The 23,689-nt window shown below is 58.2% G+C and carries 24 protein-coding genes; 18 read left to right on the top strand and 6 right to left on the bottom strand.

The genetic code is table 11. From position 1 onward, the window contains the following. Positions 1 to 71: 71 nt before the first annotated feature. The 9 genes from HF679_RS24460 (at position 72) to HF679_RS24420 (ending at position 8,690) form a co-directional block, all read left to right on the top strand. The gene (locus tag HF679_RS24460) at positions 72 to 1,367 is read left to right on the top strand and encodes an anaerobic sulfatase maturase (protein WP_123756859.1); all 1,296 of its coding nucleotides are present in this window, start codon (positions 72 to 74) and stop codon (positions 1,365 to 1,367) included. Further along, positions 1,364 to 2,362 carry an AAA family ATPase gene (locus tag HF679_RS24455; RefSeq protein WP_154145240.1) on the top strand — a complete coding sequence of 333 codons (999 nt, stop codon included), beginning with the start codon at positions 1,364 to 1,366 and terminating at the stop codon, positions 2,360 to 2,362. The genes HF679_RS24460 and HF679_RS24455 overlap by 4 nt, the downstream gene beginning before the upstream one ends. Next, complete coding sequence (locus HF679_RS24450) at positions 2,362 to 3,267, top strand: DUF58 domain-containing protein (RefSeq protein ID WP_154145241.1); 906 nt, start codon at positions 2,362 to 2,364, stop codon at positions 3,265 to 3,267. The genes HF679_RS24455 and HF679_RS24450 overlap by 1 nt, the downstream gene beginning before the upstream one ends. Next, the gene (locus tag HF679_RS24445; protein ID WP_154145242.1) at positions 3,268 to 3,708 is read left to right on the top strand and encodes a DUF4381 family protein; all 441 of its coding nucleotides are present in this window, start codon (positions 3,268 to 3,270) and stop codon (positions 3,706 to 3,708) included. Further along, the gene (locus tag HF679_RS24440; RefSeq protein ID WP_123756855.1) at positions 3,701 to 4,678 is read left to right on the top strand and encodes a VWA domain-containing protein; all 978 of its coding nucleotides are present in this window, start codon (positions 3,701 to 3,703) and stop codon (positions 4,676 to 4,678) included. Before HF679_RS24445 ends, HF679_RS24440 begins: the two co-directional genes overlap by 8 nt. Beyond that, positions 4,675 to 6,192, top strand: coding sequence for a vWA domain-containing protein (locus HF679_RS24435; RefSeq protein WP_123756854.1), 1,518 nt, complete (start codon positions 4,675 to 4,677; stop codon positions 6,190 to 6,192). Before HF679_RS24440 ends, HF679_RS24435 begins: the two co-directional genes overlap by 4 nt. Continuing rightward, on the top strand, positions 6,189 to 7,217 hold the full coding sequence (locus tag HF679_RS24430) for an oxygen tolerance domain protein (protein WP_261802973.1): 1,029 nt from the start codon (positions 6,189 to 6,191) through the stop codon (positions 7,215 to 7,217). The genes HF679_RS24435 and HF679_RS24430 overlap by 4 nt, the downstream gene beginning before the upstream one ends. Further along, a complete protein-coding gene (locus tag HF679_RS24425) occupies positions 7,214 to 8,209 on the top strand; it encodes an HAD family hydrolase (RefSeq protein ID WP_187042467.1) in 996 nt (331 codons plus the stop codon). The genes HF679_RS24430 and HF679_RS24425 overlap by 4 nt, the downstream gene beginning before the upstream one ends. Positions 8,210 to 8,519: 310 nt before the next feature. Further along, the gene (locus HF679_RS24420) at positions 8,520 to 8,690 is read left to right on the top strand and encodes a hypothetical protein (protein ID WP_154145243.1); all 171 of its coding nucleotides are present in this window, start codon (positions 8,520 to 8,522) and stop codon (positions 8,688 to 8,690) included. A gap of 549 nt (positions 8,691 to 9,239) precedes the next feature. Here HF679_RS24420 and HF679_RS24415 read toward each other — a convergent pair. Next, positions 9,240 to 10,151, bottom strand: a complete 912-nt coding sequence (locus HF679_RS24415) for a LysR family transcriptional regulator (RefSeq protein WP_123756852.1) — start codon at positions 10,149 to 10,151, stop codon at positions 9,240 to 9,242. 112 nt (positions 10,152 to 10,263) lie between these two features. Between HF679_RS24415 and speB (HF679_RS24410) the strand changes: the two genes are divergently transcribed. From speB (HF679_RS24410) to HF679_RS24375, 8 genes are all read left to right on the top strand, one after another. Further along, positions 10,264 to 11,214 (top strand): agmatinase, encoded by a 951-nt coding sequence (speB, locus tag HF679_RS24410; protein WP_187042466.1) that lies wholly within the window; start codon positions 10,264 to 10,266, stop codon positions 11,212 to 11,214. 11 nt (positions 11,215 to 11,225) lie between these two features. Continuing rightward, a complete protein-coding gene (locus HF679_RS24405) occupies positions 11,226 to 12,083 on the top strand; it encodes a sugar phosphate isomerase/epimerase family protein (RefSeq protein WP_123756850.1) in 858 nt (285 codons plus the stop codon). A gap of 2 nt (positions 12,084 to 12,085) precedes the next feature. Then, positions 12,086 to 13,162: an isopenicillin N synthase family dioxygenase gene (locus tag HF679_RS24400; protein ID WP_174510395.1), complete on the top strand. Its 1,077-nt coding sequence runs from the start codon at positions 12,086 to 12,088 to the stop codon at positions 13,160 to 13,162. 9 nt (positions 13,163 to 13,171) lie between these two features. After that, entirely contained in the window at positions 13,172 to 13,975 is an 804-nt protein-coding gene (locus HF679_RS24395) for an ABC transporter substrate-binding protein (protein WP_123756848.1), read from the top strand. Positions 13,976 to 14,006: 31 nt separating this feature from the next. Next, complete coding sequence (locus HF679_RS24390; RefSeq protein ID WP_123756847.1) at positions 14,007 to 15,527, top strand: amino acid ABC transporter permease/ATP-binding protein; 1,521 nt, start codon at positions 14,007 to 14,009, stop codon at positions 15,525 to 15,527. After that, positions 15,528 to 16,256, top strand: coding sequence for a class II aldolase/adducin family protein (locus HF679_RS24385; RefSeq protein WP_187042465.1), 729 nt, complete (start codon positions 15,528 to 15,530; stop codon positions 16,254 to 16,256). Between the two features lie 5 nt (positions 16,257 to 16,261). Then, positions 16,262 to 17,194: a 2-hydroxyacid dehydrogenase gene (locus HF679_RS24380; RefSeq protein ID WP_123756845.1), complete on the top strand. Its 933-nt coding sequence runs from the start codon at positions 16,262 to 16,264 to the stop codon at positions 17,192 to 17,194. An 86-nt stretch (positions 17,195 to 17,280) separates the two neighbouring features. Beyond that, positions 17,281 to 18,075, top strand: coding sequence for an SDR family NAD(P)-dependent oxidoreductase (locus tag HF679_RS24375; protein ID WP_154145249.1), 795 nt, complete (start codon positions 17,281 to 17,283; stop codon positions 18,073 to 18,075). Positions 18,076 to 18,127: 52 nt separating this feature from the next. Here the strand turns inward: HF679_RS24375 and HF679_RS24370 are convergent, their stop codons facing one another. Both HF679_RS24370 and speB (HF679_RS24365) read right to left on the bottom strand, forming a co-directional pair. Beyond that, positions 18,128 to 18,943: a transporter substrate-binding domain-containing protein gene (locus HF679_RS24370; RefSeq protein WP_187042464.1), complete on the bottom strand. Its 816-nt coding sequence runs from the start codon at positions 18,941 to 18,943 to the stop codon at positions 18,128 to 18,130. Between the two features lie 14 nt (positions 18,944 to 18,957). Then, on the bottom strand, positions 18,958 to 19,929 hold the full coding sequence (gene speB, locus HF679_RS24365) for an agmatinase (RefSeq protein WP_123756842.1): 972 nt from the start codon (positions 19,927 to 19,929) through the stop codon (positions 18,958 to 18,960). 134 nt (positions 19,930 to 20,063) lie between these two features. On the opposite strand from speB (HF679_RS24365), the gene HF679_RS24360 reads away from it, so the two are divergent. Next, positions 20,064 to 20,966 carry a LysR family transcriptional regulator gene (locus HF679_RS24360; protein ID WP_123756841.1) on the top strand — a complete coding sequence of 301 codons (903 nt, stop codon included), beginning with the start codon at positions 20,064 to 20,066 and terminating at the stop codon, positions 20,964 to 20,966. Between the two features lie 35 nt (positions 20,967 to 21,001). Here the strand turns inward: HF679_RS24360 and HF679_RS24355 are convergent, their stop codons facing one another. The 3 genes from HF679_RS24355 to HF679_RS24345 all read right to left on the bottom strand — a co-directional run bounded on the left by HF679_RS24355 (position 21,002) and on the right by HF679_RS24345 (position 23,617). Beyond that, positions 21,002 to 21,763 carry a transporter substrate-binding domain-containing protein gene (locus tag HF679_RS24355; RefSeq protein ID WP_154145251.1) on the bottom strand — a complete coding sequence of 254 codons (762 nt, stop codon included), beginning with the start codon at positions 21,761 to 21,763 and terminating at the stop codon, positions 21,002 to 21,004. Positions 21,764 to 22,173: 410 nt separating this feature from the next. Beyond that, positions 22,174 to 22,503, bottom strand: a complete 330-nt coding sequence (locus HF679_RS24350; RefSeq protein WP_187042463.1) for a hypothetical protein — start codon at positions 22,501 to 22,503, stop codon at positions 22,174 to 22,176. A 67-nt stretch (positions 22,504 to 22,570) separates the two neighbouring features. After that, positions 22,571 to 23,617 carry a galactitol-1-phosphate 5-dehydrogenase gene (locus HF679_RS24345; protein ID WP_222618213.1) on the bottom strand — a complete coding sequence of 349 codons (1,047 nt, stop codon included), beginning with the start codon at positions 23,615 to 23,617 and terminating at the stop codon, positions 22,571 to 22,573. Positions 23,618 to 23,689 lie beyond the last annotated feature (72 nt).

Here is a 23,689-nt window from a genome sequence, read left to right as displayed (position 1 = left end):
GCAATCCGCTCTGCATTACAAAAAATACAATTGATGTGCGCTTTGTCAGCCATTTAGCCTAGGGGTTTGCTATGAAGTACAGCACCACATTGCCCGCCAAAGCACTACCGTCTGCTGAAAAATATGACGGCAAAGGGCCAGAATATAAACGCCGCTTCCACGTGATGGCCAAGCCATCCGGCTCCACCTGTAACCTCGACTGTACCTACTGTTTCTACCTGTCAAAAGAGCAATTACTCCATCAGGACCGCCACACCGGGATGAGCGACGAGGTGCTCGAACAGTTTATTCGTCAGTACATCGACGGCCAGGATGGCGAGCAGGTGGTCTTCTCCTGGCAGGGCGGTGAACCGACCCTGATGGGACTCGAATTTTTCCAGAAAGTCGTGAAATTCCAGAAGCAATATAAGAAGCCGGATCAACGCATCGAAAACGATCTGCAGACCAACGGCGTATTGCTCAACGATAAATGGGCGGAATTTCTTAAAGAACATAAGTTTCTGGTGGGTATCTCGATTGATGGCCCACGAGAACTGCACGACCGCTATCGCATCACCCGCAGCGGCAAGCCCACCTTCGATAAAGTGATGGAAGGTGTCGCGGCCCTCAAACGCCACGGCGTACCGTTTAACGCGCTGGTGACCGTCAACCGCACCAACGCCCGCTTCCCGCTGGAAGTCTACCGCTTTATGACCCGTGAACTGGGTGCCACCTACGTCCAGTACAACCCTTGCGTTGAAGGCGTCGATTTTAAAAGTACCGCGCCGCAATTCTGGCAGGATGACTCGATCCCGGTAACCGGCAGCCGCCGCGCGCGTCCGGGGGATCTTGACTCCATCGTCACCGACTGGTCCGTCGACCCGGAAGACTGGGGTAAATTCCTGATTGCCACCTTTGAAGAGTGGGTTAACAACGATTTAGGCCGCGTACAGGTCAATCTGTTCGAGACCGCCGTCGCCCAGACCATGGGGATGCCGGCGCAAATCTGCACCGCCTCCGAGTTCTGCGGCAAGGGGCTGGCGATTGAGAAAAATGGTGACATCTTCTCCTGCGACCACTACGTCTACCCGGAATACCAGATTGGCAATATCGAGAACAGCAAGCTGGCGCACCTGGCGTTTTCTGAGCGTCAGCAGGCCTTTGGTATGGGGAAAAAAGACACCCTGCCGAAATACTGCAAAGAGTGCCCTTACCTCAAGCTGTGCTGGGGCGAATGCCCGAAAAACCGCCTGGTCCGCACCCCCGACGGTGAACTGGGCCTGAACTACCTCTGTCCGGGGATCAAAGCCTTCTTTAACTATGCAGAACCGATTCTGGTCGGCATCGCCACGCTGCTGAAACGTGATTTTACGGGAGTGAAAAAATGAACAGCAGAGACAAACTGCTTCAGCTTGAACAGCGCATGAACACTCAGGTACTGGGCCAGGAAGAGCTGGTACGCATGCTGCTGATCGCCCTGCTCTGCGACGGTCACGTCCTGCTGGAAGGGCTGCCCGGCCTCGCGAAAACCCGAGCGGTACGTGAGCTGGCGCGCCACGTGGAAGGGGAATTTCGCCGCATTCAGTTCACCCCGGACCTGCTGCCGTCGGACATCACCGGCAGTGAGATCTACCAGCAAAATGCCACCCGCGAAGAGGACCAGTTCCGCTTCCGCCCCGGCCCGGTGTTTGGCAACATTATCCTCGCCGATGAGATTAACCGCGCCTCCGCCCGCGTCCAGTCAGCCCTGCTGGAGGCCATGGAAGAGCGCCACGTCACCGTCGCCGGCAAAAGCTGGGATCTTCCCGGCGTGTTTATGGTGCTCGCGACACAAAACCCGGTGGATCAGGAAGGCACCTGGCCGCTGCCGGAAGCCCAGCTTGACCGCTTCCTGATGAAAATTCTGGTCGACTACCCTTCTAAAGCCCAGGAGCAACAGGTCATGCAGCTGGTGCGTGCCGAACAGCAGGCCAAATATCAGGCCCTGACTCACCAGGACAGCGCCAGCGCTGAAGCAACCCTGACCCTGTCGCAGCAGGAGATCGCCACCAGCTGGCAGGAGATTTCCACCGTGTACGTCGCGCCCACCGTGGAGGAGTACATCGTCAATCTGATTGATGCCACCCGCCATCCGCAGAACATCAGCGAAACCCTGGCGAGCTACATCAATATTGGCGTCAGCCCGCGCGGGACGCTGGCGCTGGAGCGTTGCGGCCGTGCCCACGCGTGGCTGGAAGGCCGGGATGCGGTACAGCCGGAGGATATCCGCCGGATCGCCCCGGCGGTGATCCGCCATCGTCTGATGCTGAGCTATCAGGCGAACGCCGATAACCGCAGCGCCGACGACGTGGTGACGATGCTGCTTGATGCAGTGGTGGCGTGATGAACACGCCTCTCAGCGTCGATCGGCAGACGCTGCTCGCGCTGATCAACGACGCACGGCTGATCGCCAACCCGCCGGGGCAGATCCCGCCCGGTGCGCTGGCGGGCGAGCGCACCTCAAAACAGCAGGGGCGCGGGCTTAATTTCGACAGCCTGCGACGCTACCAGCCGGGAGACGACGTGCGGCTGATTGACTGGCAGGCCACGGCCCGTCTGCGTTCCCCGTGGATACGTCTCTATAACGAAGAGCGCGAGCGCCCGGTCTTTTTGCTGGTCGATCAGCGGCTCGACATGTATTTCGCCACCCGCGGGCAGACCAAATCCGTCGTTGCCGCCAAAACCGCGGCGCTGCTCGCCTGGCGCAGCTTTCATGATGGCGATCGCATCGGCAGCCTGACCTTCAACGATACCGCGATAGCGTTACAGAAATGCCGCTCGCCGCGCACCACGCTGAATGCGATCCTCGACGATCTCCTGCATTACAACCAGCTTCTGCCGGCGCAGTATCCCACCGAGCCTGTGGCGACGGTGTCCCTCGCCGATGCCCTGCAGCGCGCCAGTACGGCGATCCCCAACGGCGCATGGGTGGCGGTACTGAGCGATTTTCACGATCTGAATAAAAACTGCGATGCGCTGCTGGCGGGACTGCGCCGCCGCTGCGAAGTCAGCGCCTTTGTGATCCTCGACGATCTGCACCTGCATCTGCCCGCATCTGGCTCGCTGGCCGCGAGCTATCAGGGAAATGAGGCGGCCTTTACGCTCTCCCCTGGCATGAAAGCAGACATTGAACAGAGCATCACCGCCCGCCTGGCCCGTCAGCAAAGCCGCCTGACGCGTCTGGGCATTAAGGTGAATCATCTGGTGGTGACGCAGGACCTGATAAAGCAGTTACAAAAGGGTATCTAGATGCTCGAGAAAGGTTTTACCGTGCCCGCGCTGTTACATCCGGCGCTGCCCCCGTCGGTCTCCTGGTTTCCACTGCCGCCGGGCTGGCTGGTGCTGGGCGCACTGCTGCTGGCGGCGCTGGCCATTTACCTCTTTTTTCGCCTCGCGCGCTGGCGCCGTAACCGCTGGCGGCGTGAAGCGCTCGCCGCGTTTGCTCTCCCCCACTCCGTTGACGGCTGGATGGCGTTGATCAAACAGATCCAGCTGGTACATCAGCCGCGTAACGTGGTGAGCCACAGCCTGACCCCGGAATCACTGCTGGATCAGCTGCCGCTCGAAGCGGATCTGCAACAGACCCTGTGCCTGAAGTACTGCCAGCGCGATAACCGTCTCGAGAGCGAACAGGCATCGCGATTACGCCAGCAACTGACCCGCTGGCTGAAGGAGTTGCCTGATGTCTGAATTACTATCACGGATCGATTTTGCCTGGCCCTGGGCATGGCTGCTGCTATTGCTGCCGCTGCTTAGCCGCTACCTGATGCCGCAGGAAAAGCCGCAAAAATCCCACGTGCGCGTCCCGTTCCTGCCAGAGCTTATCAACGATCTGCAGCTCGACAGCCAGCCGGTGCGCGAAGGCTGGCTGCGCGGCGCGTTGTTCTGGCTGACGTGGGCGCTGCTGGTCTGTGCGCTGGCGCGCCCGGAATACCTTGCTCCGCCGCAGCATATTCAAAAACCGATGCGCGATATGGTGCTGATCCTCGACGTCTCCGGCTCGATGGAAAAGAACGACGTGGCGGGCGGAATAACCCGTTTGCAGGCGGTGCAGGCATCGGTGCGCAAGTTTGTCGCCGCGCGTCAGTCCGACCGTATCGGGATGGTGATTTTCGCCAGCTCCGCCTGGCCGTTTGCGCCAGTGAGTGAAGATAAACAGGCGCTGAATATGCGTATCAACCAGCTGGCACCGGGCATGATTGGTCAGCAGACCGCCATCGGCGACGCGCTGGGCGTGGCGGTTAAGATGCTCGATCAAAGCCAGAATAAAGAGGCCAGCAAGCTGGCCATCCTGCTGACCGATGGCAACGACACCGCCTCGCAGCTCTCTCCTGCCCTCGCCGCCCAACTGGCAGCAGCGCACCATGTGCAGGTGCACACGATCGCCTTCGGCGACCTGCAAAGCCAGGGTGACGACAAAGTCGATCTGCCGCTGCTGCAAACCATCGCCAGCACCACCGGCGGCAAATCCTGGACCGCCGCGAACTCCGGCGCCGCCCTCGACAGCGTCTGGTCGGAAATTGACGCCATCACGCCGGTGCAGGTGAAAAGCATCGGCTGGTCCTGGCATCTGCCGCTGTTTGCCTGGCCGATGGGGCTGGCGATGTTGATTCTGCTGGGGCTGGCAGTGGGCCGACTGATTGCGGAGAAACGCCGATGAGCGACTTTCATTTTATCTATCCCTGGCGGCTCCTTGGACTGATCCTCGCGGCCGGGCTGTGGTTTATTCCCTGGGGGCAAACCAGCGCCTGGCAGCGGATCATGGAAAAGCCCTTCGCCCAGGCGCTGATCGTCGGGCGTCAGAAACGCCTGACCCAGGTACTGCCATGGCTGTTTGCCCTGGGGGTTATCGCGCTGGCCGGTCCCACCTGGCAGCGTGAATACCCGGCGGCGCTGACCCCGGAAAGCAACGTGATGGTGATCCTCCAGCAGGACCTGGCGATGTATGCCCAGGACCTGGCCCCCAGCCGCAATGCGCGGATGCAGAGCAAAATCAGCCAGCTGATGGAGAACTCGCCCGGCGCGCGCTATGGCATGGTGGTCTACAGCAATCAGGCGTTTGTCACCACGCCCCTGACCCAGGATCCACCGTTCTTCTCGCTGTTTTTACATGCGCAGGAACCCTCACTGATGCCCGAAGGGCCAGGCTCAGGGTTGCAGCAGGCCGTCGCCCTGGCGCAAAAAAATATGCCGGCCTCGCCGCGTAGCCTGATTCTGGTCGCCGATACCCTCTCCGCCGCCGACGCCGAATGGCTGAAGAAAAGCCCTGCGCCACTGCAAATCTGGGTACCCGGCACCGCCGCCGGCGGCCCACTGCCGGAGCGCTACGCCAGCCGCGGCATCGATACCCGCCTGAACGTCGCGCGTTTCAGCGATCTTCGCGATGCCGGTATTCCGGTGACCCTGGTCAGCAGCGACGACCGTGATTTGCAGGTGGTGCAGAGTCATATCCAGCAATCGATAACCCAGCAGAATAATACCCGCCACGACCTACACTGGAAAAACAGCGGCTGGTGGCTGGCGATACCGATGCTGGCGCTGCTGTTTTTCTGGCGACGCCAGCTTATCTGCCTGCTGTTTACCCTGCCGATGCTGTTCTGGTCTCCGCAAGGCGAAGCCGCATGGCTCGACGCCTGGGTCAGCCCGGATGTTCAGGGGCAGCATGCCTTCGAAAAGGGCGAGTACCAGAAGGCGGCGGAACATTTCCGTGACCCGCTGTGGCAGGGAATAGCCTGGTATCAGGCCGGAAACTACCCTGCCGCGACAGGCGCATTTCGCCGCGCGCCGCAAACCCCCGAGACGCTGCTGTGGACCGGCAACGCGCTGGCGCAGCAGAAGCAGTGGCAGGCGGCGCTGGATACCTACGACCAGGCGCTGAGCCTGCGACCGGACTGGAAGATGGCGCACGATAACCGCGAAAAAATCGCGCAGATCGTTATGCAACTGCGCCAGAAAGAGCGCGAGAGAGAGCAGGAGCAAGGCGATGATATGGACGACGGGCCGGATAAAGTGGTGAAAGACCTGAAAAAAGGCGAAGGCGTGAAGCAGAAAGATATCGGCGCCGTCGACAGCGCAGCGCCACAGCTCAATCAGTGGTTTGAGAATCTTCAGGTCTCCCCTTCCGGCCTGCTGGAAAGTCTGTACCGCAACGGCGCGCAGGAGACGACACCATGAGATACCTGTCAGCCCTGCTGCTCCCGGCACTGCTGCTGGCGATATCCCCCGCCCGGGCGGTGATGGATATCAGCCGTGAAATTGTCGCCCCCAGCCATGTCGCTCCCGGCCAGCCCATCACGGTCGCCGTGACCTTCTGGACCGACAGCTGGTTCAATCCCCCGCCGCAATGGCCAGATTTTGCGGTGCAGAATGGTGCGCTGCTCAATACTCCGCTCCCCAATCAGCTGCTTACCCGCCAGAAAGATGGCATCAGCTGGAGCGGCATTCGCCTTGAACGCCAGGTGATGACGTGGGATCAGAGTACGCTGCGGCTGCCCGCGGTGGATCTGACGCTCACTTCCGCCGGTCAGCCGCCGGTGACCGTCCATCTCGATGCGCTGGAGCAACCTGTGGCCTGGCCGCCGGGCGTTGAGCAGCCTGACCGCTTTTTGCCCGCGCGTCATCTGACTCTCAGCCAGAGCATCACCCAGTTCCATGCGGGGAACGATAAAACCCTGCGGGCCGGCGATGCCGTCGAACGGGTGGTGACGCTCCAGGCCGAAGACGTACTCCCGGCGCAGATCCCGCAGATCCTGTATGCCATCCCCGGAGACGGCAGCCAGCGGCTGGCGCCGGAGAACCGCTTTGACAAAGACGGACGGGGCGGAATTAACGGCGCGATACGCGTCGAACGGCTGCGCTATCTGCCGACTGATGCCGGCACCCTGACGCTACCGCCGGTGAAGCTGCGCTGGTGGGATACCGATCAGCAGCAGTGGCAGCTGGCGACCCTGCCGGGCCAGACTCTGAAAGTCGATAGCGCGCGTGCCGCCGGGAAAGAGTCGGCCCTCGAAGGACGTCGCGACGGCGAAAAATGGCAGATAGCCCTGATTGTGCTCACACTGATAGTGCTGGCCGCCGCAGGCTGGTTTGCCCGTCGACCGCTGCGCCAAAGCCTGGTCTGGTTGCTGCACCGCTGGCAGCGCTTCTGGTCCCCGGTGTCGCTCCCTGAATTAGCCCCTATGAACAGGAGAAAACAATGAAAAAAAACCTACTGGCCTGTGCCTTGCTGCTGGGATGCGCGACCGCCGCCCATGCCGACCCTCTTTCCGCCTGGAATGACACCGCGGCAAAACAGTCGATAGAGCAATGGGTGCAGCATGCCACGCAACAGGGTAGCCCGGATTTTATCCCGGCAGACAAACGCTACGTGGTATTTGATAACGACGGCACGCTGTGGCCAGAGGCGCCGCTGACCTTCCAGATCCAGTTCATTCTCGATGAAATTGTCCGTCAGGCTCCCGAGCACCCGGAGTGGAAAAAGGACCCGCTGATCAACGCCGTGCTGACCAACGATCTCAAAACCGTAGTGAAAGCCGGCGATAAAGGGCTGATGAAGCTGCTGGCGTTAACCCACAGCGGGATCACCACCGACGAATTCGATCGCCGGGTCGCCACCTGGCTGGAGACGCATAAAGATAAGCGTTTTGGCTGCCGCTACGATCAGATGGGCTATCAGCCAATGCGCCAGCTGCTTGATTATCTGCGCGAGAATGGCTTTAAAACCTGGATCATTTCCGGCGGCGGTATCGACTTTATGCGCGTGATGTCGCAGAAGATGTACGGGATCCCGCCTGAGCAGGTGGTCGGTTCATTTGCGCTGGGCGAATTTTCCCTGAGCGCTGACGGCACGCAAATCCGCAAGACCATGCAGGGTGCCTTTAATGACGATAAGGCCAACAAGCCGGTGGCGATCCATCTGTTTATGGGGCATCGCCCGGTCGCCGCCTTCGGTAACAGCGATGGCGACCTGCAGATGCTGCAATACGCCGCCGCCAATCCGGATTACAAAGCCTTCGGCCTGCTGGTGCACCACACCGATGCGGCGCGCGAGTACGCCTACGACAGCCATCCGCCCGCCAGCGGCAAGCTGGTGGAGGCCCTGCCGGAAGCCAAAGCCAAAGGCTGGACGGTGGTCGATATGAAACAGGACTGGAAAACGGTCTTCGACCCGGCGCAGTGCCCGACGAAATAAGCTTTCCGCATAGCCTACATGCCAGCCCCTGCGGCTGGCATTCTCCCCTCACCACTAACCTCAACCGAGCATAAACCACTCACAAACGCCTGCCGGTAGCGTGACCCAAGCTGATTGCCATCAATATTATGGGGCTCACCTCGTAAGATGCTGACAGCTCACTTCGCTCACTAAAGATACAGATGAAGACTACTGCCAACATGCTCGTGCTTTCTGGGATAGCGTTCATATCCCACAACTGCCTGACCGTCACCAACGCCGCTCGAAAACGGACGGGTGCATCACTCGCCTCACGATCATGAACATGAACATGCCATCGTCTCGTCTCAGCCGTTTCTTAATCACCTGGGGTTCAGTGGCCCTGATCGAACTTATTTTTGCCCTGAACCATATCCCGATCCCCATCGGCAGCATCGCGATACTGTTTGTGGTATTGCTGCTGTATAAAAAATGGCGTAGCCGCTCTGCAAGGAATGAATAGCTCATCGCGTTATGCCTTAAATAAAATGCCCTCATTCTGGGGTAATGCTGTGGGTTACGTGGAGTAGTCCGTTCACTTTCGTGGAATGCTCCGTTCACGGTGAATCCAGTACTTTTCTCACCCCCTCCGCGGGTGAACGGCATGGGGGGCGTTTCGCTCGCCCCCCATGACCCCCGGCATTGCGCTGAAAACGGCCGCTACGCGGTATGCTCCACTCCGGCTTCATCTGGCGGACCGGGCCGGACTCGACATCCCTGTCTCGACCTGCCCTCTGACGGCCATCCAGGCCGTCAGTCCTGGATGCGCGCCTGCGTTCCCGCCCGTTTTCTTGATGCGCCTAACCCCGCGCTGCCATCCCGAGGCTGTCCCGTCGCGGTATCATGGCTGGGGGCTTTTTCAGTGGCAAAATGAAAGCATAGGAACCCGGCATAACCCAGATCCGCGATAAACCATAAAAAATGCTGGCCACCTTAAGTGACCAGCATTATCTCGTTCCGGTGGCGTTTATCCCTCGGATTGCCGCTGAAAAAGCCCCGTGGTCACCGCCGCCTAGTAGTTCCACTTCGGCCTGGCCACCGTGTTCTTCTTCAGTAAATTACGAAACTCTTTCAGATACGGCTCGTTGCTGCGCCCGCGCTTGCAGATTGCCGAGAACGGCGACTGGAAGCCAAACTCGTTGGGCAGCAGCACCCGCAGCCGGTTCTCTTTGATCCACGGCCAGGCATAGTGCTCGGGAAGATAACCGATATATTTCCCCGACAGGATCAGCAGCAGTTGTGCGTCGACGGTTTCGACGGTGGCGCTGCCTTTACTAAAGCCACGGCGGCGCAGGTCGCTGGTATTCCAGTAGCTGCGGGTCACCAGCGGACACTGGCTGATCTGGTCTTTATCGAGCTGGCGGCTGAAGAACATCGGATGCAGGTCGCTGCAGTAGAGCCAGTGCTGCTCGCGGTACAGCGGTTCGCTGATGATGTTATGCACCTGGGAGTTATAACTGCCGATCGCCAAATCAATATGGTTGTTCAGCACGCCGTTCAGCTGCTCCGCCGGAGTGCGGATAATCAGCTTGATATGCACATGGGGAAACTTATCGCTGAAGCTGCGCAGCACCACCGGCAGCGACAGCGCGGTTTCGGTTTCGATCGAGTCCAGCGTCGAGATGCAAATGGTGCCGCTGTGTTCGCCCTTCAGCAGCGACGACTGGCGCTCCAGCTCGTTCAGCTCGCTGAGCACCCGAATCGCCTGCTGTAAAAACTGCTGACCTTTCTCGGTCAGGGCAAAGCCCCCGCGCCCGCGCTGACACAGGCTGAACCCGAGCTGCGTCTCCAGCTGGGACATGGCGTTGCTGATCGCCGATACCGAAATCCCCAACTCCTGCTGGGCCCGGCTGTAGCTCTCAAGGCGGGCCACCGCCTCAAAAACCTGTAGTTGTCGAATGTTAAGGCTGCCGTCGTTAAGCATATTTAGTTCACCAATAAATGAACTAAGTATTTACAGCAGACGATTTAAAGTCCAGCCCATCTTTCGCACTATCTCCCTGTCGAGCATTTGTGTATCAGATCCAGGAGCTGAAATGGATAACGTCTTTCATCAACCACAGGGTGGCAACGAGATGCCACGTTTTGGCGGCCGCGCAACCATGATGCGCCTGCCGTTTATTGAAGATTTACAGGGACTTGATGCGGCATTCGTGGGCATCCCGTTGGATATCGGTACCTCCCAGCGCGCCGGAACCCGCTACGGGCCGCGCTATATCCGTACCGAATCGGTGATGATTCGCCCCTACAACATGGCGACCGGCGCGGCGCCTTTTGAATCCTTATCGGTTGCCGATATCGGTGACGTGCCGATCAACACCTACAGCCTGCTGAAATCGGTGCAGATTATCGAGGATTACTACACGGGATTAAATAGTTTCCCGATGATCCCGCTGACCCTCGGCGGCGACCACACCATCACCCTGCCGATTCTGCGCGCCCTGACCAAGAAACACGGCCCGGTCGGATTGATTCATGTGGATGCCCATACCGACACCAACGATGAGATGTTCGGGGAAAAAATCGCCCACGGCACCACCTTCCGCCGCGCGGTGGAAGAGGGTCTGCTGGACCTCAAACGGGTAGTGCAGATTGGTCAGCGCGCCCAGGGCTATGCCGCCGGCGACTTCCAGTGGGGCGTCGACCAGGGCTTCCGTCTGGTGCAGGCGGAACAGTGCTGGCACAAATCCCTGGCCCCGCTGATGGCCGAAGTGCGTGAGCAGATGGGCGATGGCCCGGTCTATCTGAGCTTTGATATCGACAGCCTCGATCCGATCTGGGCGCCCGGTACCGGAACGCCGGAAGTCGGCGGTCTGACCTCCATTCAGGCGCTGGAAATCGTCCGCGGCTGCCGCGGCCTTAACCTGATTGGCTGCGATCTGGTTGAAGTCTCGCCGCCCTACGACGTCAGCGGCAATACCTCGCAACTGGCCGCTAACCTGCTGTACGAAATGCTCTGCGTGCTGCCCGGCGTGAAATACCCATAAGGAGCCAGACCATGCAACTCAAGGTTTTTCGCACGCTCTGGGGTGTCACCGCCCCGTGGCAACAAACGCTCAGCGAACTGAAAGCGGTCGGCTGCTGCGGCATCGAGGCTCGCGTCCCGCTAACCAGCGACGCACGCCAGACGCTGGCCCAACAGTTGCACGAGTCTGCGCTGGAGTACATCGCCATCGTCTTCAGCGGCGGCGGCGTGATCCCGGCCCAGGCCGAAACGCCGCAGCAGCATCTCGAGCGCTTAAAAAGCCGCTTTGATGAGGCAAAGTCGCTGACCCCGCGCTTCGTCAATCTGCTGGCCGGCAACGACCGCTGGCCGCTGGCGCAGCAGGTGGATTTTCTCGGCAAAGCCCACGAGCTGGCGGCGACATACGAGCTGACCTGCAGCTTCGAAACCCACCGCGCCACCTCGTTGTACAGCCCGTGGCTGACCCTCGAGATTATTGCCCAGTTGCCACAGCTGCGATTTACCGCCGACATCAGCCACTGGATTGTGGTCAGCGAACGTCTGCTGGATGACCCTTGCGATGATTTCAGCGCTTTTATCGACCGCGTGCACCACACCCAGGCTCGCGCCGGTTATGACCAGGGGCCGCAGGTGCCTCACCCGGCGGCGCCGGAATATCGCGCCGCGCTGGATTTCCAGCAGCGCATCTGGCTGCAAATCTGGCACTCGCAGCGCCAGCGCGGCTATCAGCACACCACGCTGACCCCTGAGTTTGGCCCCGATGGCTATCTCCATCATCTGCCGTTCACCAACGTCCCGGTCGCCGACCTGTGGTCGCTGAACGCGTGGATGGCAACCCGGCAACAACAGCAGTTTGCCGACTTTTTATCCCTCACCGACAAGGAGCTTTAGAGATGAGCGTTGCAAAAAGTTCTTTCACTGAATTACCGACCATTAATATCAGCGCTCTTCTTAGCGACGATCTTGCCGAGCGCCAGACCGTAGCGGATGAAATAGGCCAGGCCGCGCGTGAAGTTGGCTTTTTCTATATTACCGGCCACGGCATTGCCCCGGAGCTGATCGCCGGGGTCCGCAGCGCCGCCAAAGAGCTGTTCGCCCTGCCGATGGATCAAAAAATGCAGTACTACATCGGCCGTTCAGCCAGCCACAAAGGCTATGTTCCGGAAGGGGAAGAGATCTATGGCTCCGGCAAACCGGACCATAAAGAGGCCTTTGATATTGGTTTTCAGGCCGCCGCCGACCATCCGTTCGTGCTGGCCGGTACGCCGCTGATTGGCGCCAACGAGTGGCCGGAGCTGGCCGAGTTTCAGTCGCGGGTGCTGGCCTATTACGAGGCGGTATTCGCCCTTGGTCATCGCCTGTTTGACGCCTTTGCCCTCGCCCTGGGTCTGCCGGAAGGCTACTTCAAAGAGATGGTCACCTGCCCGCCGGCAAAGCTGCGCCTGATCCACTATCCCTTTGATGCCAGTGCCGAAGATGTTCCCGGTATTGGTGCACACACCGATTACGAATGCTTCACCCTGCTGCTCGCTGACCAGCCGGGCCTTGAAGTGCTGAATGAAGATAGCGTCTGGATCGATGCGCCGCCGCAGAAGAACGCCGCAGAAGAAGAGGCGTTCGTGATCAATATCGGCGACATGCTGGAAGTACTGAGCGCTGGCACATTTGTTGCTACAGCACACCGGGTTCGCAAGGTGCCGCAGGAACGCTACTCCTTCCCGCTGTTTTTCGCCTGCGATTACCACACGCTGATCCGCCCGCTGCCGACCTTTTTGGCCGCCGGGGAAGCCGGCGAATACCAGGAATTAAGCATCGGCGAACATATGTGGAGCCAGGCGCTGCAAACCTATCGCTACCTGCGCGAGAAAGTCACTAAAGGCGAACTGCAGCTGCCGGAGCGCGCCCGCGGCACCAACACCTTTGGTCACCTGAAAAAACAAGCACAGCAAAAAACCGTTAATAACCCGTGAGGATAAATGATGAAAAAAACGCTTAAGAAGTTCTCGCGCCGTGTGGCTTTAGCTATCGCCGTCACCGCCTGTTTTTCCCCGCTGACCCAGGCCGCAGAGCTGCTGACCGATGGCGTCTTTAAAGTGGGCATGGAGGTTACCTATCCGCCGTTTGAATCTTACGACAGCAACAACAACATCGTTGGCCTCGACCCGGATTTTGCCGCGCTGATTGCCGAGCAGCTGAAAGCCAAACCGCAGCTGATCGATACCAAATTCACCAGCCTGATTTTAGGTATTGGTAAGAAGTACGACGCGGTGATCTCCGGGATGTACATCACCCCGGAACGCCTGAAACAGGCCGATGCAATCCCGTATGCCCTCTCCGGCGCGGCAATCATTGCCCTCAAGAGCGGCGATGTGCAGCCAAAAACGGAAGATGATTTGTGTGGCGTGAAGGTGGGCCTGCAGCAGGGAACCTCGTGGGTGACCAGCCTGAAAACCCACTCTGATGAGTACTGCCTGAAAAACGGCAAACCAGCGATTAGCATTTCGGAGTTCCCGACCTCGCCGGAAGTCTCCCAGGCCCTGCTGTCGAAAAATATCAGCGCGCAGGTCGAAATCGCCCCGGCGGCGCAGATCATCGTCGATAAAAGCCGTGGCCGCCTGGCCATCAGCTCCACGCGACTGGTGTATCCATTACCGCTGGGAATTTATGTCGCCAAAGGCAATAGCGAACTGGTGACCGCCATTAAATCGGCGCTGGCCACCTTAAAAGCCAACGGCAAATATGACGCCATCATCAAGAAATACAATTTAGAACGCATCGATTAATACAATAAAGCCATAAGAAACAGGAGTCGGTATGGAGTTCGATTGGGGATACTTTTTCTCATTATTTAGCGTTGGGGCATTCTGGCAGGCGTGTGTCACGGTGGTAGTCGTCAGTTCATTGTCCTGGTTTATTGGCCTGATACTGGGTTTCCTTTTAGCCTGCGCCAAGCTCTCCGGCCCGCGCTGGCTGAAGGTTCCCGTCGAACTCTATATTTGGTTTTTCCGTAGCGTGCCGTTAATGGTGCTGCTGGTATTCGTCTATAACCTGCCGCAGCTCTTCCCGGTAACCCAGCCGCTGCTTGGTATTCCGTTTATTGCCGGATTAGTGTCGATGACCGTCACCGAAGCGGCCTATATGGCGGAGATCCATCGCGGCGGATTACTGTCGGTGGCGAAAGGGCAAGGCGAAGCCGGTCACGCATTAAGCTTCAGCTTTATCGGGATCCAACGCTTAATTATTATTCCGCAGGCGTTTCGGATTTCGTTACCCACGTTGATTAACGAATACATCACCATTATTAAGCTCAGCTCGATTCTGTCGGTCATTTCATTACCGGAACTGCTGCTCACCGGCCAACGGCTGTATGCGCAGAACTTCCTCGTGATGGAGACGCTGCTGGCGGTCGCGGTCTACTACGTGATGGTGGTGACCATCTTTACCTGGCTGTTCCGGGCGCTGGAAAACATGCTGGATATTCAGCAAAAACGCCCGCAAACCTACAACGACGCCGAGTGTGATGCCCTGCGCAGCAGCCTGAAGGCGCCGCAGCAGACCGTCAAAGCCGAAGCCACCAGCGGCATGCCGCCGGCGCTCGACCTGCGGGCTATCGAAAAATCCTGGGGCCAGCATCAGGTGCTGAAAGGCATCGACCTGAAAGTCGAAAACGGCCAGGTCATCAGCATTATCGGGCCATCCGGCTCCGGTAAAACCACCCTTATCCGCACCATCAACGCCCTTGAAAGCATTGATGCCGGGGAGATCGTGCTGTACGGCGAAGACTACCTCAAAGGGGCGGCAATCGTCGATAAGCCGCAGATGCGTGCCGGCGTGCGGCGTATCGGCATGGTATTCCAGGGCTTTAACCTGTTCCCCCATCGCACAGTGCTCGACAACGTGATGCTCGCCCCGCTGTATCACAAGCTGGTTGACCGTGAAGTCGGCAAAGCGCAGGCCCTCTATCTGCTGGACCGCGTCGGGCTGCTGGCCCATGCCGAAAAATACCCATGGCAGCTCTCCGGCGGCCAGCAACAACGCGTCGCCATCGCCAGGGCGCTGGCCTTAAAACCGGACATCATGCTGTTTGACGAACCGACCTCGGCGCTGGATCCGGAGCTGGTTGGCGAAGTGCTGAAGGTGATTCAGTCCCTCGCCCGCGAAGGGATGACGATGCTGATCGTCACCCATGAGATGGACTTCGCGTTATCGATTTCTGACCGGGTGGTGATGATGGAAAACGGCGTCGTGGTCAGCGATGTCCACCCGCAGCGCATCCGTGATAACGCGGACGCCCCGGCGCTCGACCGCATACGTGAATTTATGGGAGTGCAATAAATGATGACTGAACGTCAACTACGCCAGGATCTGGCTGCCGCCTACCGCCTTGCGGCGCTGTTTGGCTGGGAAGATACGCTCTACACCCACTTCTCAGTGCGCCTGCCCGGCGACGGTGAACCGCGTTTTCTGATTAACCCGTTCGGCATGATGTTCGATGAGGTGACCGCCAGCAATCTGATCGTCGTCGATATGCAGGGGAAAGTGGTGGCCGGCCACGCCCCGGCGAACTCCGCCGGGTTTACCATCCATAGCGCGGTGCATATGGCGCGGGAAGATGCGCATTGCGTCATCCACACCCATACGCTGCCGGGAATGGCGGTCGCCGCCTGTCAGGATGGCTTACTGCAGCTTAACCAGATCAGCACCGAGTTTTATCAGCGTGTCGGCTATCACCCGTATGAAGGCGTAGCATTTGACCTCGACGAGCGCGCGCGTATTCAGCGCTCGCTGGGCAACAACATCGCCATGATCTTACAGAGCCACGGGCTGCTGTCGGTGGGGCGCACCGTTGCCGATGCGTTTTACATCATGTACTACCTCAATCGCGCCTGCGAAATTCAGATGGCGACCGCGCAGCTCGCCCCGCTCAGCCCGATCCACACCATTCCGCCCCACCTGAGCCAGCACGCCTGCGAGCAGCTAATGGGCGTGGAGCATGAGCGCCAGCAGGTCTGGCAGGCGTGGTTGCGCCGCCTCGACCGTCTCGACACTTCTTACAAAGACTAAAGCCTATGCCAAACCTGACTATCGTCGTCGATTGCAACGACCAGAGCTATGCCCGCGAGATTTGCGACGCGTTGCAGCGTTTTCCCGAGGTCACAGCGGTGCTGCCCGATCATCCGGCCGCCAGCGACGCGCAGTATGCCAGCTGCTGGTTCCCCAACCCGGAACTGCTGACCCGTTCGCCAGAATTGCAGCTGATCCAGGCCGCCTCGGCAGGTGTGGACCATCTCCCGGAGGCGGTTTTCGCCAGCGACGTGCCGTTGTGCCGGGTTGTCGATGAAGATTTTCGCCACGGCATGTTCGAGTACGCGCTGTGGGGCGTGCTGTGGTTCCAGCGTCATTTTGACCGCGCCCTGGCGCATCAACGCCAGCGGGTCTGGAAGATCGATCCCCAACGCGCCGCCGCCGATTATCACGTCGGGGTTATGGGGCTGGGGGAGATCGGCGGCTACATTGCCAGCCATCTCGCCGCACTCGGTTATCGTGTTTCCGGCTGGGCGCGCAGCGAGAAGCAGCTTGCTGGCGTCCAGTGCTATCACGGCGAGGCGCAGGCCGGGGCCTTTTTGGGCCAGCTGGACGCGCTAATCAACATTTTGCCGCTCACCGAGCAGACCCGCGGGATCCTCGCCCAGCCGTTGTTCGACCAGCTCCCGCCAGGCGCGGTGCTGATCAACTGCGGGCGCGGCGAGCATATGGTCAATGACGATGTGGTGCAGGCGCTGGATCGCGGCCAGCTGGCAGGGGCGGTGCTGGATGTATTCCCGGTCGAACCGCTGCCGCAAGACGATCCGCTGTGGGGCCATCCACTGGTGGTGGTCACGCCGCATATGGCCTCCATCGCCCCGGTCGAGGTGATTGCCCGCCAGCTGCTGGACAATATTCAGCGCCAGCAGCAGGCCCTGCCGCTGAAAAATCTGGTCAATAAACAGAGCGGTTATTAATCTTTTTTTGCCGGGCAATCCCCGGTCTGCACAATGAGCAACTGCTACGCTTAAGGGTCTGTTTCATCCACCATAAGGCCTACATTATGCACATTGATCTATCGGGGAAAGTGGCGCTGGTGACCGCGTCAACGGCCGGCATTGGCTACGCGATTGCCAAAGGGCTGGCCGCCAGCGGCGCGGAGGTGATCGTTAACGGGCGGAGCGAGCGCAGCGTCAGTGAAGCCATCGCCCGCCTGCAAAATGACGTCCCTGGCGCGCGCCCGCGCGCCGCGGTCGCCGACCTCAGCGACGCCGACGGCGCCGCGCAATTGCTTCAGGCGGTTACCGGCGTGGATATTCTGGTTAATAACGCCGGGATTTACGGGCCGCAGGATTTTTACGCCACCGATGATGCCACCTGGGAAAACTACTGGCAGACCAACGTCATGTCCGGCGTGCGGCTGTCGCGCGCCCTTCTACCGGCGATGGTCCAGAAAGGCTGGGGCCGGGTGGTCTTTATCTCCTCCGAGTCGGCGCGCAATATTCCGGCGGACATGATTCATTACGGCGTCACCAAAACCGCCCAGCTGTCGCTGGCCCGCGGGCTGGCGAAATTTGTCGCCGGTAGCGGCGTCACGGTCAACAGCGTGCTGCCCGGCCCGACGATCTCCGACGGTTTCGCCGAGATGTTAAAAGAAGAGGTCGCAAGAACCGGCCAGCCGCTGGACCAGCTCGCGAAAGATTTTGTGATGACCCATCGCCCGAGTTCGGTGATCCAGCGGGCGGCCTCGGTTGAGGAGGTGGCAAACATGGTGGTGTACGTCTGTTCGACCCAGGCTTCCGCCACTTCCGGCGCGGCGCTGCGCGTTGACGGCGGCGTGGTGGACGATATTATCTGACGGCGTTGCGCCCGTCCGCACTGTCGCGGCCGGGCGGGTTATCCTTCGATGACTACTGCGCCCTGTCATCCGTAATGCCGTAGGCGGCATACTTCTGCAACAACGCCTGATATTGCCCATTGTCACGCAGCGTTTGCAACGCCGCCGCGAACTGCTGCGCCAGCGCCTGGTTGCCCTTGCCGACATAAATTCCCAGCGTTTGCGGATAAATAGTCTGCGGCGAGCTGACCTTCAGGCGCCCTTTGCTGCGCTGGGTAAACAGGCTGACCACCCCGGCGATATCCACCTGAGCCTGAATATTGCCGGACTGCAGCGCCTGCAGGGTCTCCGGCGAGGTCGGGAACTCTTTTATCTCGATAGCCCCTTTGCCCTGCTGCTGGCAATACCCGGCGGAGAGCTCCTGTAATTTTTTCACCCACGACGTACCCTGCTGCAGGCCAACGCTTAAGCCGCACAGATCGTTTTCCGTTTTCGGCATCACCTGGCTGTCGCTGCGCACCATGATATAGGCCCCGGTGTTGGCATAGGGGATCGCATCCGCCTGGCGGACACGCTCCGGGGTGATATAGAGCGCGGAGATCACCGCATCCTGGCGCCCGCCGTTAAGGCCGAGGATCAGGCTGCTGAATTTGGTATCCACCAGCTGCAGCGTCAGGCCCATTTTCTCACTGAGCAGCGCCGCCAGTTCGGCATCAAAACCGACGATCTTGTCATCCTGCCAGGACTCAAACGGCGGATAGGCCACCTCCATGGCGACTTTTATTTTCCCCGGCGCAAGCAGCGTCTGCGCGGCCTGAGCCGACGACGCCAGCCCCAACGCCAGCACCAGCGCGCTGGCGAGCGTACGTACTGCAAAAGATTGTTTCATCTGTCGGACTCCGTTCAGGAAGCGATACGCCGATGGTGGGCATCGGCAAGCTGGCACAGCAGTTCAAACATCAGGGTCGCGCCGGTCAGGCTGGTGAGGTTGCCCTGATCAAACGGCGGCGACACCTCGACCAGATCCGCGCCGATCAGGTTCAGTCCGGCAAGCTGGCGAATGCAGCGCTGTCCCTGGATCGTGGTCATGCCGCCAATTTCCGGGGTCCCGGTGCCCGGCGCGTATACCGGATCCAGCACGTCAATATCAAAGCTGATGTAGGTCGGCCGATCGCCCACGATCTCACGGGCCTGCCGCATCACCGCGTCGATACCCAGCTCGTTCACCTGTTCCATACGGAAAATGGTGATGCCGTTTTCCTCCGCCCAGCAGTGTTCGTCTTCAGAGAACAACGCGCCGCGAATGCCGATTTGCACCGTTCGCCGGGGGTCGAGCACTCCCTCTTCCACCGCGCGACGAAACGGCGTGCCGTGGGTAAAACGCTCGCCGCCAAAGTAGCTGTCGTTGGTGTCCGAGTGGGCATCGAAATGGATCATCCCCAGCGGCTTCTCCCGCCCCAGCGCCCGCAATACCGGCAAGGTGGTGAGATGGTCGCCCCCGGCCGTTAACGGCATTACCCCCTGCTGAGTGAGGTCGCGATACCAGGCTTCAATGCGCGCCATGCTGTCCTGCACATCCATCGGGTTAATGCGCACGTCGCCCAGGTCCCCCACCCGCGCACAATCATAGGGGGAGCGGCGCGAGACCGGGTGCACCCGGCGCACCAGGCTCGAGGCATTGCGCAGCTCGCGTGGCCCGTGGCGGGTTCCCGCGCGGTTGGTGGTCCCGCCATCCCACGGCACGCCCACCACGCCGATGTCCAGATCGGCGGCCTGCGGCGCAAAGGGAAGACGGAAAAAAGTCGGTAGTCCGCTAAAACGCGGGATGTCGCCATCCTGCGGTTGCGGATAGGCCTGTTCAGAGGCAGATGTCATTGCGGTATCTCCATGCTTTTCGGGTCGATGCAGAGATACTGCGCAACGGGATGCTGAGAAAAAATAGTCAAAGCTAAAAAATTAGTTTAGAAAAATAAAAACAATTCCCGGGGCTTACAGCGGAGCATCCCCTTATGTCAGTTGGCAAATTTCCGAATCTGCGCCTGCTGCAGGTTTTTATGACGGTGGCAAAATATCAGGGCTACGCCAATGCGCAGCAGGAACTTAACCTGACGGTCTCAGCCATCAGCAACTATATGAGCGAGCTTGAAGAGAAGCTCGGCATCACCCTGTGCCGCCGGGGCAGAGGCGGTTTTTCGCTGACTGAAAAAGGCGAAACCGTGCTGCAGCAGAGCATCGACCTGCTCGATTCGATGGAGCATTTTGAGCGCAGCACCGCCATGCTGCGCGGTGAGCAAAGCGGGATTTTTAATCTTGGGGTGATCGATTCCACGATAACCGACCCGATGCTGCCGATGAGCAAAATCATCGCCAGCTTCAGCGAGCGCTACCCGCTGGTGCATATCAACCTGCAGGTCAGAAGCCCGAACGCCCTGCTGCAGGGAGTGTTGAATAACGAGCTGGATCTGGCGATCGGCACCTTCTCGATTCAGGCCAACAGCGTGGTCTCGCACCCGCTCTATCGCGAGCAAAACTGGCTCTACTGCGCCGACAACCATCCGCTGTTTACGGTGAAACATCCCACCGAAGCGCTGATTTCACAGATGCGGATGGTGACCCGCAGCTACTGGAGCAGCAGCGATTTGGGGCGCAAAGGATTTAAGCAGAGCGTGGCGAGTGCGGAGAGCATGGAAGCCCAGCTGATGCTGATTCTGTCCGGGAAATACGTCGGCTATTTGCCGGAGCACTACGCCTTGCCGTGGGTACAATCGCAACGGCTGCGCGCCCTGCTGCCGACGGAGTACGGCTACCAGGCACCTTTCTCGCTGATTTTTCGCCGCGGTCGCAGCAAAGAGACCTTAATTCGCGCGATACGCGACAACGTCCGCGCCGAGATTAAAGCGCGGAAACGTTAGCGCCCGGCCGTCAGGCAAGGCGTGTGTCGCAGTCCCTACTCGTGGATCTTCCATTTTTGCTTGAGGACATTTTTATCCTGGCGGTCCAGCCACTGATTGACCTTCTCCAGCAGCGGCTGATTGTCTTTGTTCATCATGTAGACTTTAAAGCTGGCGGTACCCGGGAACGGCTTATCGGTGGCGACACAAAAGACGCCGGGCTCTTTACTCTGGTAATAAAACCCTTCGATCAGGTCGGTAACCATCATATCGGCGGTTTTCTGGCGCAGCGCCTCCAGGTTATCGACGTTATTTTTGACCCGGATGATCTGCGCGTGTTTGATATGCGCATCGACGTAGCTCTGGTTGGTGCCGCCCGGATTAACGATCACTTTGACCGTCGGCTGGTCTATCTTCTCCAGGCTACCGAGCGCCGGGGCCGCGGCACAGTTCGCCAGGGCAATCTTGCCGTTCGCCACCACCGGATGGCTAAGGGCAAAATCCTTCGCCCGCTCCGGGGTCTCGGTCACGCCGCCCATCGCAATATCAAATTTGTCGGCTTTCAGGTCACTGGAGAGCGTCGGCCAGCTGGTCAGCACGAAGGTCACTTTTAGCCCCAGTTTCTGACCGAGATCCTTCGCCATATCGACGTCGTATCCGCGCAGCTCACCCGCTTCGTTATGAAATGCCAGCGGGGCGTAATCTCCCGGCACACCAACTTTCAGCTCGCCGCTCTGTTGGATCGTCGACATATCGCGCGCCTGGCTGCTACCGGCAACGCTCACCAGCACACAGGCAAGACAGACCTTCAGGTTCATACCATCATCCTTTTCAATGCGTTCGTTAGGGTACTTTTCCGCGTTATTACACCGCGTTTTATGGCTTGATTGCCGGGGGCAACTCCGATCATTTGTTAATGGTATGTTTTATTTTTGTGACACACAACCAGGAAGCGCCGCGCATGTTCACGATGAACACTTACTTCTCAATACAGTGTTACTGCTTTCACAAAATGAGACACCTGAGGGCATGCGGAAAAGAGTTTTTCTCAATATTACGGAGGTTAGGCTGTACCAGAATGATACAATACTGCGTATTTTTCGTGATAAATAATAAAACCCATAAATGACATTAATCTTATAGATCAGTGCGATGTCTCCTTGGCTTCAATAAAAGCGCCATCACGCCGATAGATATCGATGGAGTTCTCCTGGAGTCCATCGATAAATCAAGTCGACTCCGCATCAGCACAGGATATGAATAACACTTTCTTTTCCTTAACCATTTCGGAAGAGAGATAGTAAATCAGTTCAATATTAAACTCGAATACCTGAATGTTCATGTCTTTATTAGAGATACTTTCAATCAACCACTGAATTTCATCATAGACCAATTTATCAAAAAGCTTTTTTTTCTGTGCAGTAAAAAGCCATTGCTTCATAAACCTTTTTTTATTGATATCATTTATAGAGGGAAGGTTATATTTTCTAAGTTTAATCGCCAGAAGAAAGCAGTAATAAAAATTATTCAGAACAATAAGCTCATGCAACGATTTCATGGTCCTCCCATGTAAGACATGAGTATAATGAGAAATACAATCTTCCACACGTTCTTCAGGATAACGCCTATAGATTGATAAGAATTTTAACGAAAAATGCTTCTCGATTGTAAAGCCCCGGCAATACCGACGGCACATCTTCAAGTCGCACTTGCTTAGTAATTAATGGGGATACATCAATCTGTCCGGTGCTGAGGTAATGAATAGATGTCTGCCACTCTTTTCCCGGAAAAGGTGCAGAGATAGAGTTCCATGAACCAACGACTTTCAGTTCATTACGCACAATTTTTTCAAAATTCAACCGAGGTAAAGCAACGTCGCCATAAGGAATACCTAGTAGTACCACTGTTCCGCCTTTTGCCGCCAGAAGCAGTGACGAACCTATCCCAGCAGCATTCCCGGATGACTCAAAGACGATATCAACACCGGCGTTATGAGTGACGTCCAGGAACCGTGATAAATAGTTTTCATCATTGACACAGAACGTTGTCGTTGCCCCTGTTTTCGCAGCAACTTCGAGTTTCAATTCATCGGTATCAAATGCGAATACATTTCCCGCACCGCAGATTTTTGCCCATTGAACAGCAAGCAAGCCAATCGTGCCGCACCCAACAATGGCCACACTGCAACCAGGTTTGATATCGACCTGCCGCATTCCATGTACAACTACACTCGATGGCTCAATAAAACTTGCAGTCGCGAGGTCCATCGAGTCGGGTAATTTGAGGACGTTCTCAGCCGGAATCCGAATATATTCAGCAAAAGCGCCACTGACATGGCCGCCCAACACCTTAAGGTCCGTGCACCGGGCATAATTCCCCTGTTGGCAGTAATCACAGTGGAAGCAGGGAAAGCAGTTACAGGCTGTGACGCGGTCGCCTTTCCTAAGCCATGTCACATCACTCCCAATGCTCTCCACGACACCGGAAAACTCATGCCCCCAAGTCAGGCCAGGATTATATGACCCTATTTTACCAAAGCGCGATATATCAGAACCACATATACCTGCCGTATGCACCTTAATCAGAACATCAGTGGTGTTTTCAATTTCAGGTTTCCGCACGTCTTCATAGCGGACATCCTGTACACCATACAAATTCAATGCCTTCATCATGACCTCACTCATTGGTCTAAGGGTAAAACACGTAAATCTAAAAAATGCCGCCCTCACAAGGGCGACAACCGT

This window comes from Enterobacter sp. JUb54 (assembly GCF_014298075.1).
Classification (GTDB): domain Bacteria; phylum Pseudomonadota; class Gammaproteobacteria; order Enterobacterales; family Enterobacteriaceae; genus Klebsiella; species Klebsiella lignicola.
This window is presented reverse-complemented; position numbering and strand designations above follow the sequence as displayed.

Coding starts and splice junctions, on each gene's coding strand:
- HF679_RS24415 (WP_123756852.1), bottom strand. CDS start 10,151: ATGCTTAACGACGGCAGCCTTAACATTCGACAACTACAGGTTTTTGAG.
- HF679_RS24390 (WP_123756847.1), top strand. CDS start 14,007: ATGGAGTTCGATTGGGGATACTTTTTCTCATTATTTAGCGTTGGGGCA.
- HF679_RS24430 (WP_261802973.1), top strand. CDS start 6,189: ATGAGATACCTGTCAGCCCTGCTGCTCCCGGCACTGCTGCTGGCGATA.
- HF679_RS24450 (WP_154145241.1), top strand. CDS start 2,362: ATGAACACGCCTCTCAGCGTCGATCGGCAGACGCTGCTCGCGCTGATC.
- HF679_RS24355 (WP_154145251.1), bottom strand. CDS start 21,763: ATGAACCTGAAGGTCTGTCTTGCCTGTGTGCTGGTGAGCGTTGCCGGT.
- HF679_RS24455 (WP_154145240.1), top strand. CDS start 1,364: ATGAACAGCAGAGACAAACTGCTTCAGCTTGAACAGCGCATGAACACT.
- HF679_RS24375 (WP_154145249.1), top strand. CDS start 17,281: ATGCACATTGATCTATCGGGGAAAGTGGCGCTGGTGACCGCGTCAACG.
- HF679_RS24420 (WP_154145243.1), top strand. CDS start 8,520: ATGCCATCGTCTCGTCTCAGCCGTTTCTTAATCACCTGGGGTTCAGTG.
- HF679_RS24370 (WP_187042464.1), bottom strand. CDS start 18,943: ATGAAACAATCTTTTGCAGTACGTACGCTCGCCAGCGCGCTGGTGCTG.
- HF679_RS24425 (WP_187042467.1), top strand. CDS start 7,214: ATGAAAAAAAACCTACTGGCCTGTGCCTTGCTGCTGGGATGCGCGACC.
- speB (WP_123756842.1), bottom strand. CDS start 19,929: ATGACATCTGCCTCTGAACAGGCCTATCCGCAACCGCAGGATGGCGAC.
- HF679_RS24460 (WP_123756859.1), top strand. CDS start 72: ATGAAGTACAGCACCACATTGCCCGCCAAAGCACTACCGTCTGCTGAA.
- HF679_RS24345 (WP_222618213.1), bottom strand. CDS start 23,617: ATGATGAAGGCATTGAATTTGTATGGTGTACAGGATGTCCGCTATGAA.
- HF679_RS24385 (WP_187042465.1), top strand. CDS start 15,528: ATGATGACTGAACGTCAACTACGCCAGGATCTGGCTGCCGCCTACCGC.
- HF679_RS24380 (WP_123756845.1), top strand. CDS start 16,262: ATGCCAAACCTGACTATCGTCGTCGATTGCAACGACCAGAGCTATGCC.
- HF679_RS24405 (WP_123756850.1), top strand. CDS start 11,226: ATGCAACTCAAGGTTTTTCGCACGCTCTGGGGTGTCACCGCCCCGTGG.
- HF679_RS24400 (WP_174510395.1), top strand. CDS start 12,086: ATGAGCGTTGCAAAAAGTTCTTTCACTGAATTACCGACCATTAATATC.
- HF679_RS24445 (WP_154145242.1), top strand. CDS start 3,268: ATGCTCGAGAAAGGTTTTACCGTGCCCGCGCTGTTACATCCGGCGCTG.
- HF679_RS24395 (WP_123756848.1), top strand. CDS start 13,172: ATGAAAAAAACGCTTAAGAAGTTCTCGCGCCGTGTGGCTTTAGCTATC.
- speB (WP_187042466.1), top strand. CDS start 10,264: ATGGATAACGTCTTTCATCAACCACAGGGTGGCAACGAGATGCCACGT.
- HF679_RS24440 (WP_123756855.1), top strand. CDS start 3,701: ATGTCTGAATTACTATCACGGATCGATTTTGCCTGGCCCTGGGCATGG.
- HF679_RS24350 (WP_187042463.1), bottom strand. CDS start 22,503: ATGAAATCGTTGCATGAGCTTATTGTTCTGAATAATTTTTATTACTGC.
- HF679_RS24435 (WP_123756854.1), top strand. CDS start 4,675: ATGAGCGACTTTCATTTTATCTATCCCTGGCGGCTCCTTGGACTGATC.
- HF679_RS24360 (WP_123756841.1), top strand. CDS start 20,064: ATGTCAGTTGGCAAATTTCCGAATCTGCGCCTGCTGCAGGTTTTTATG.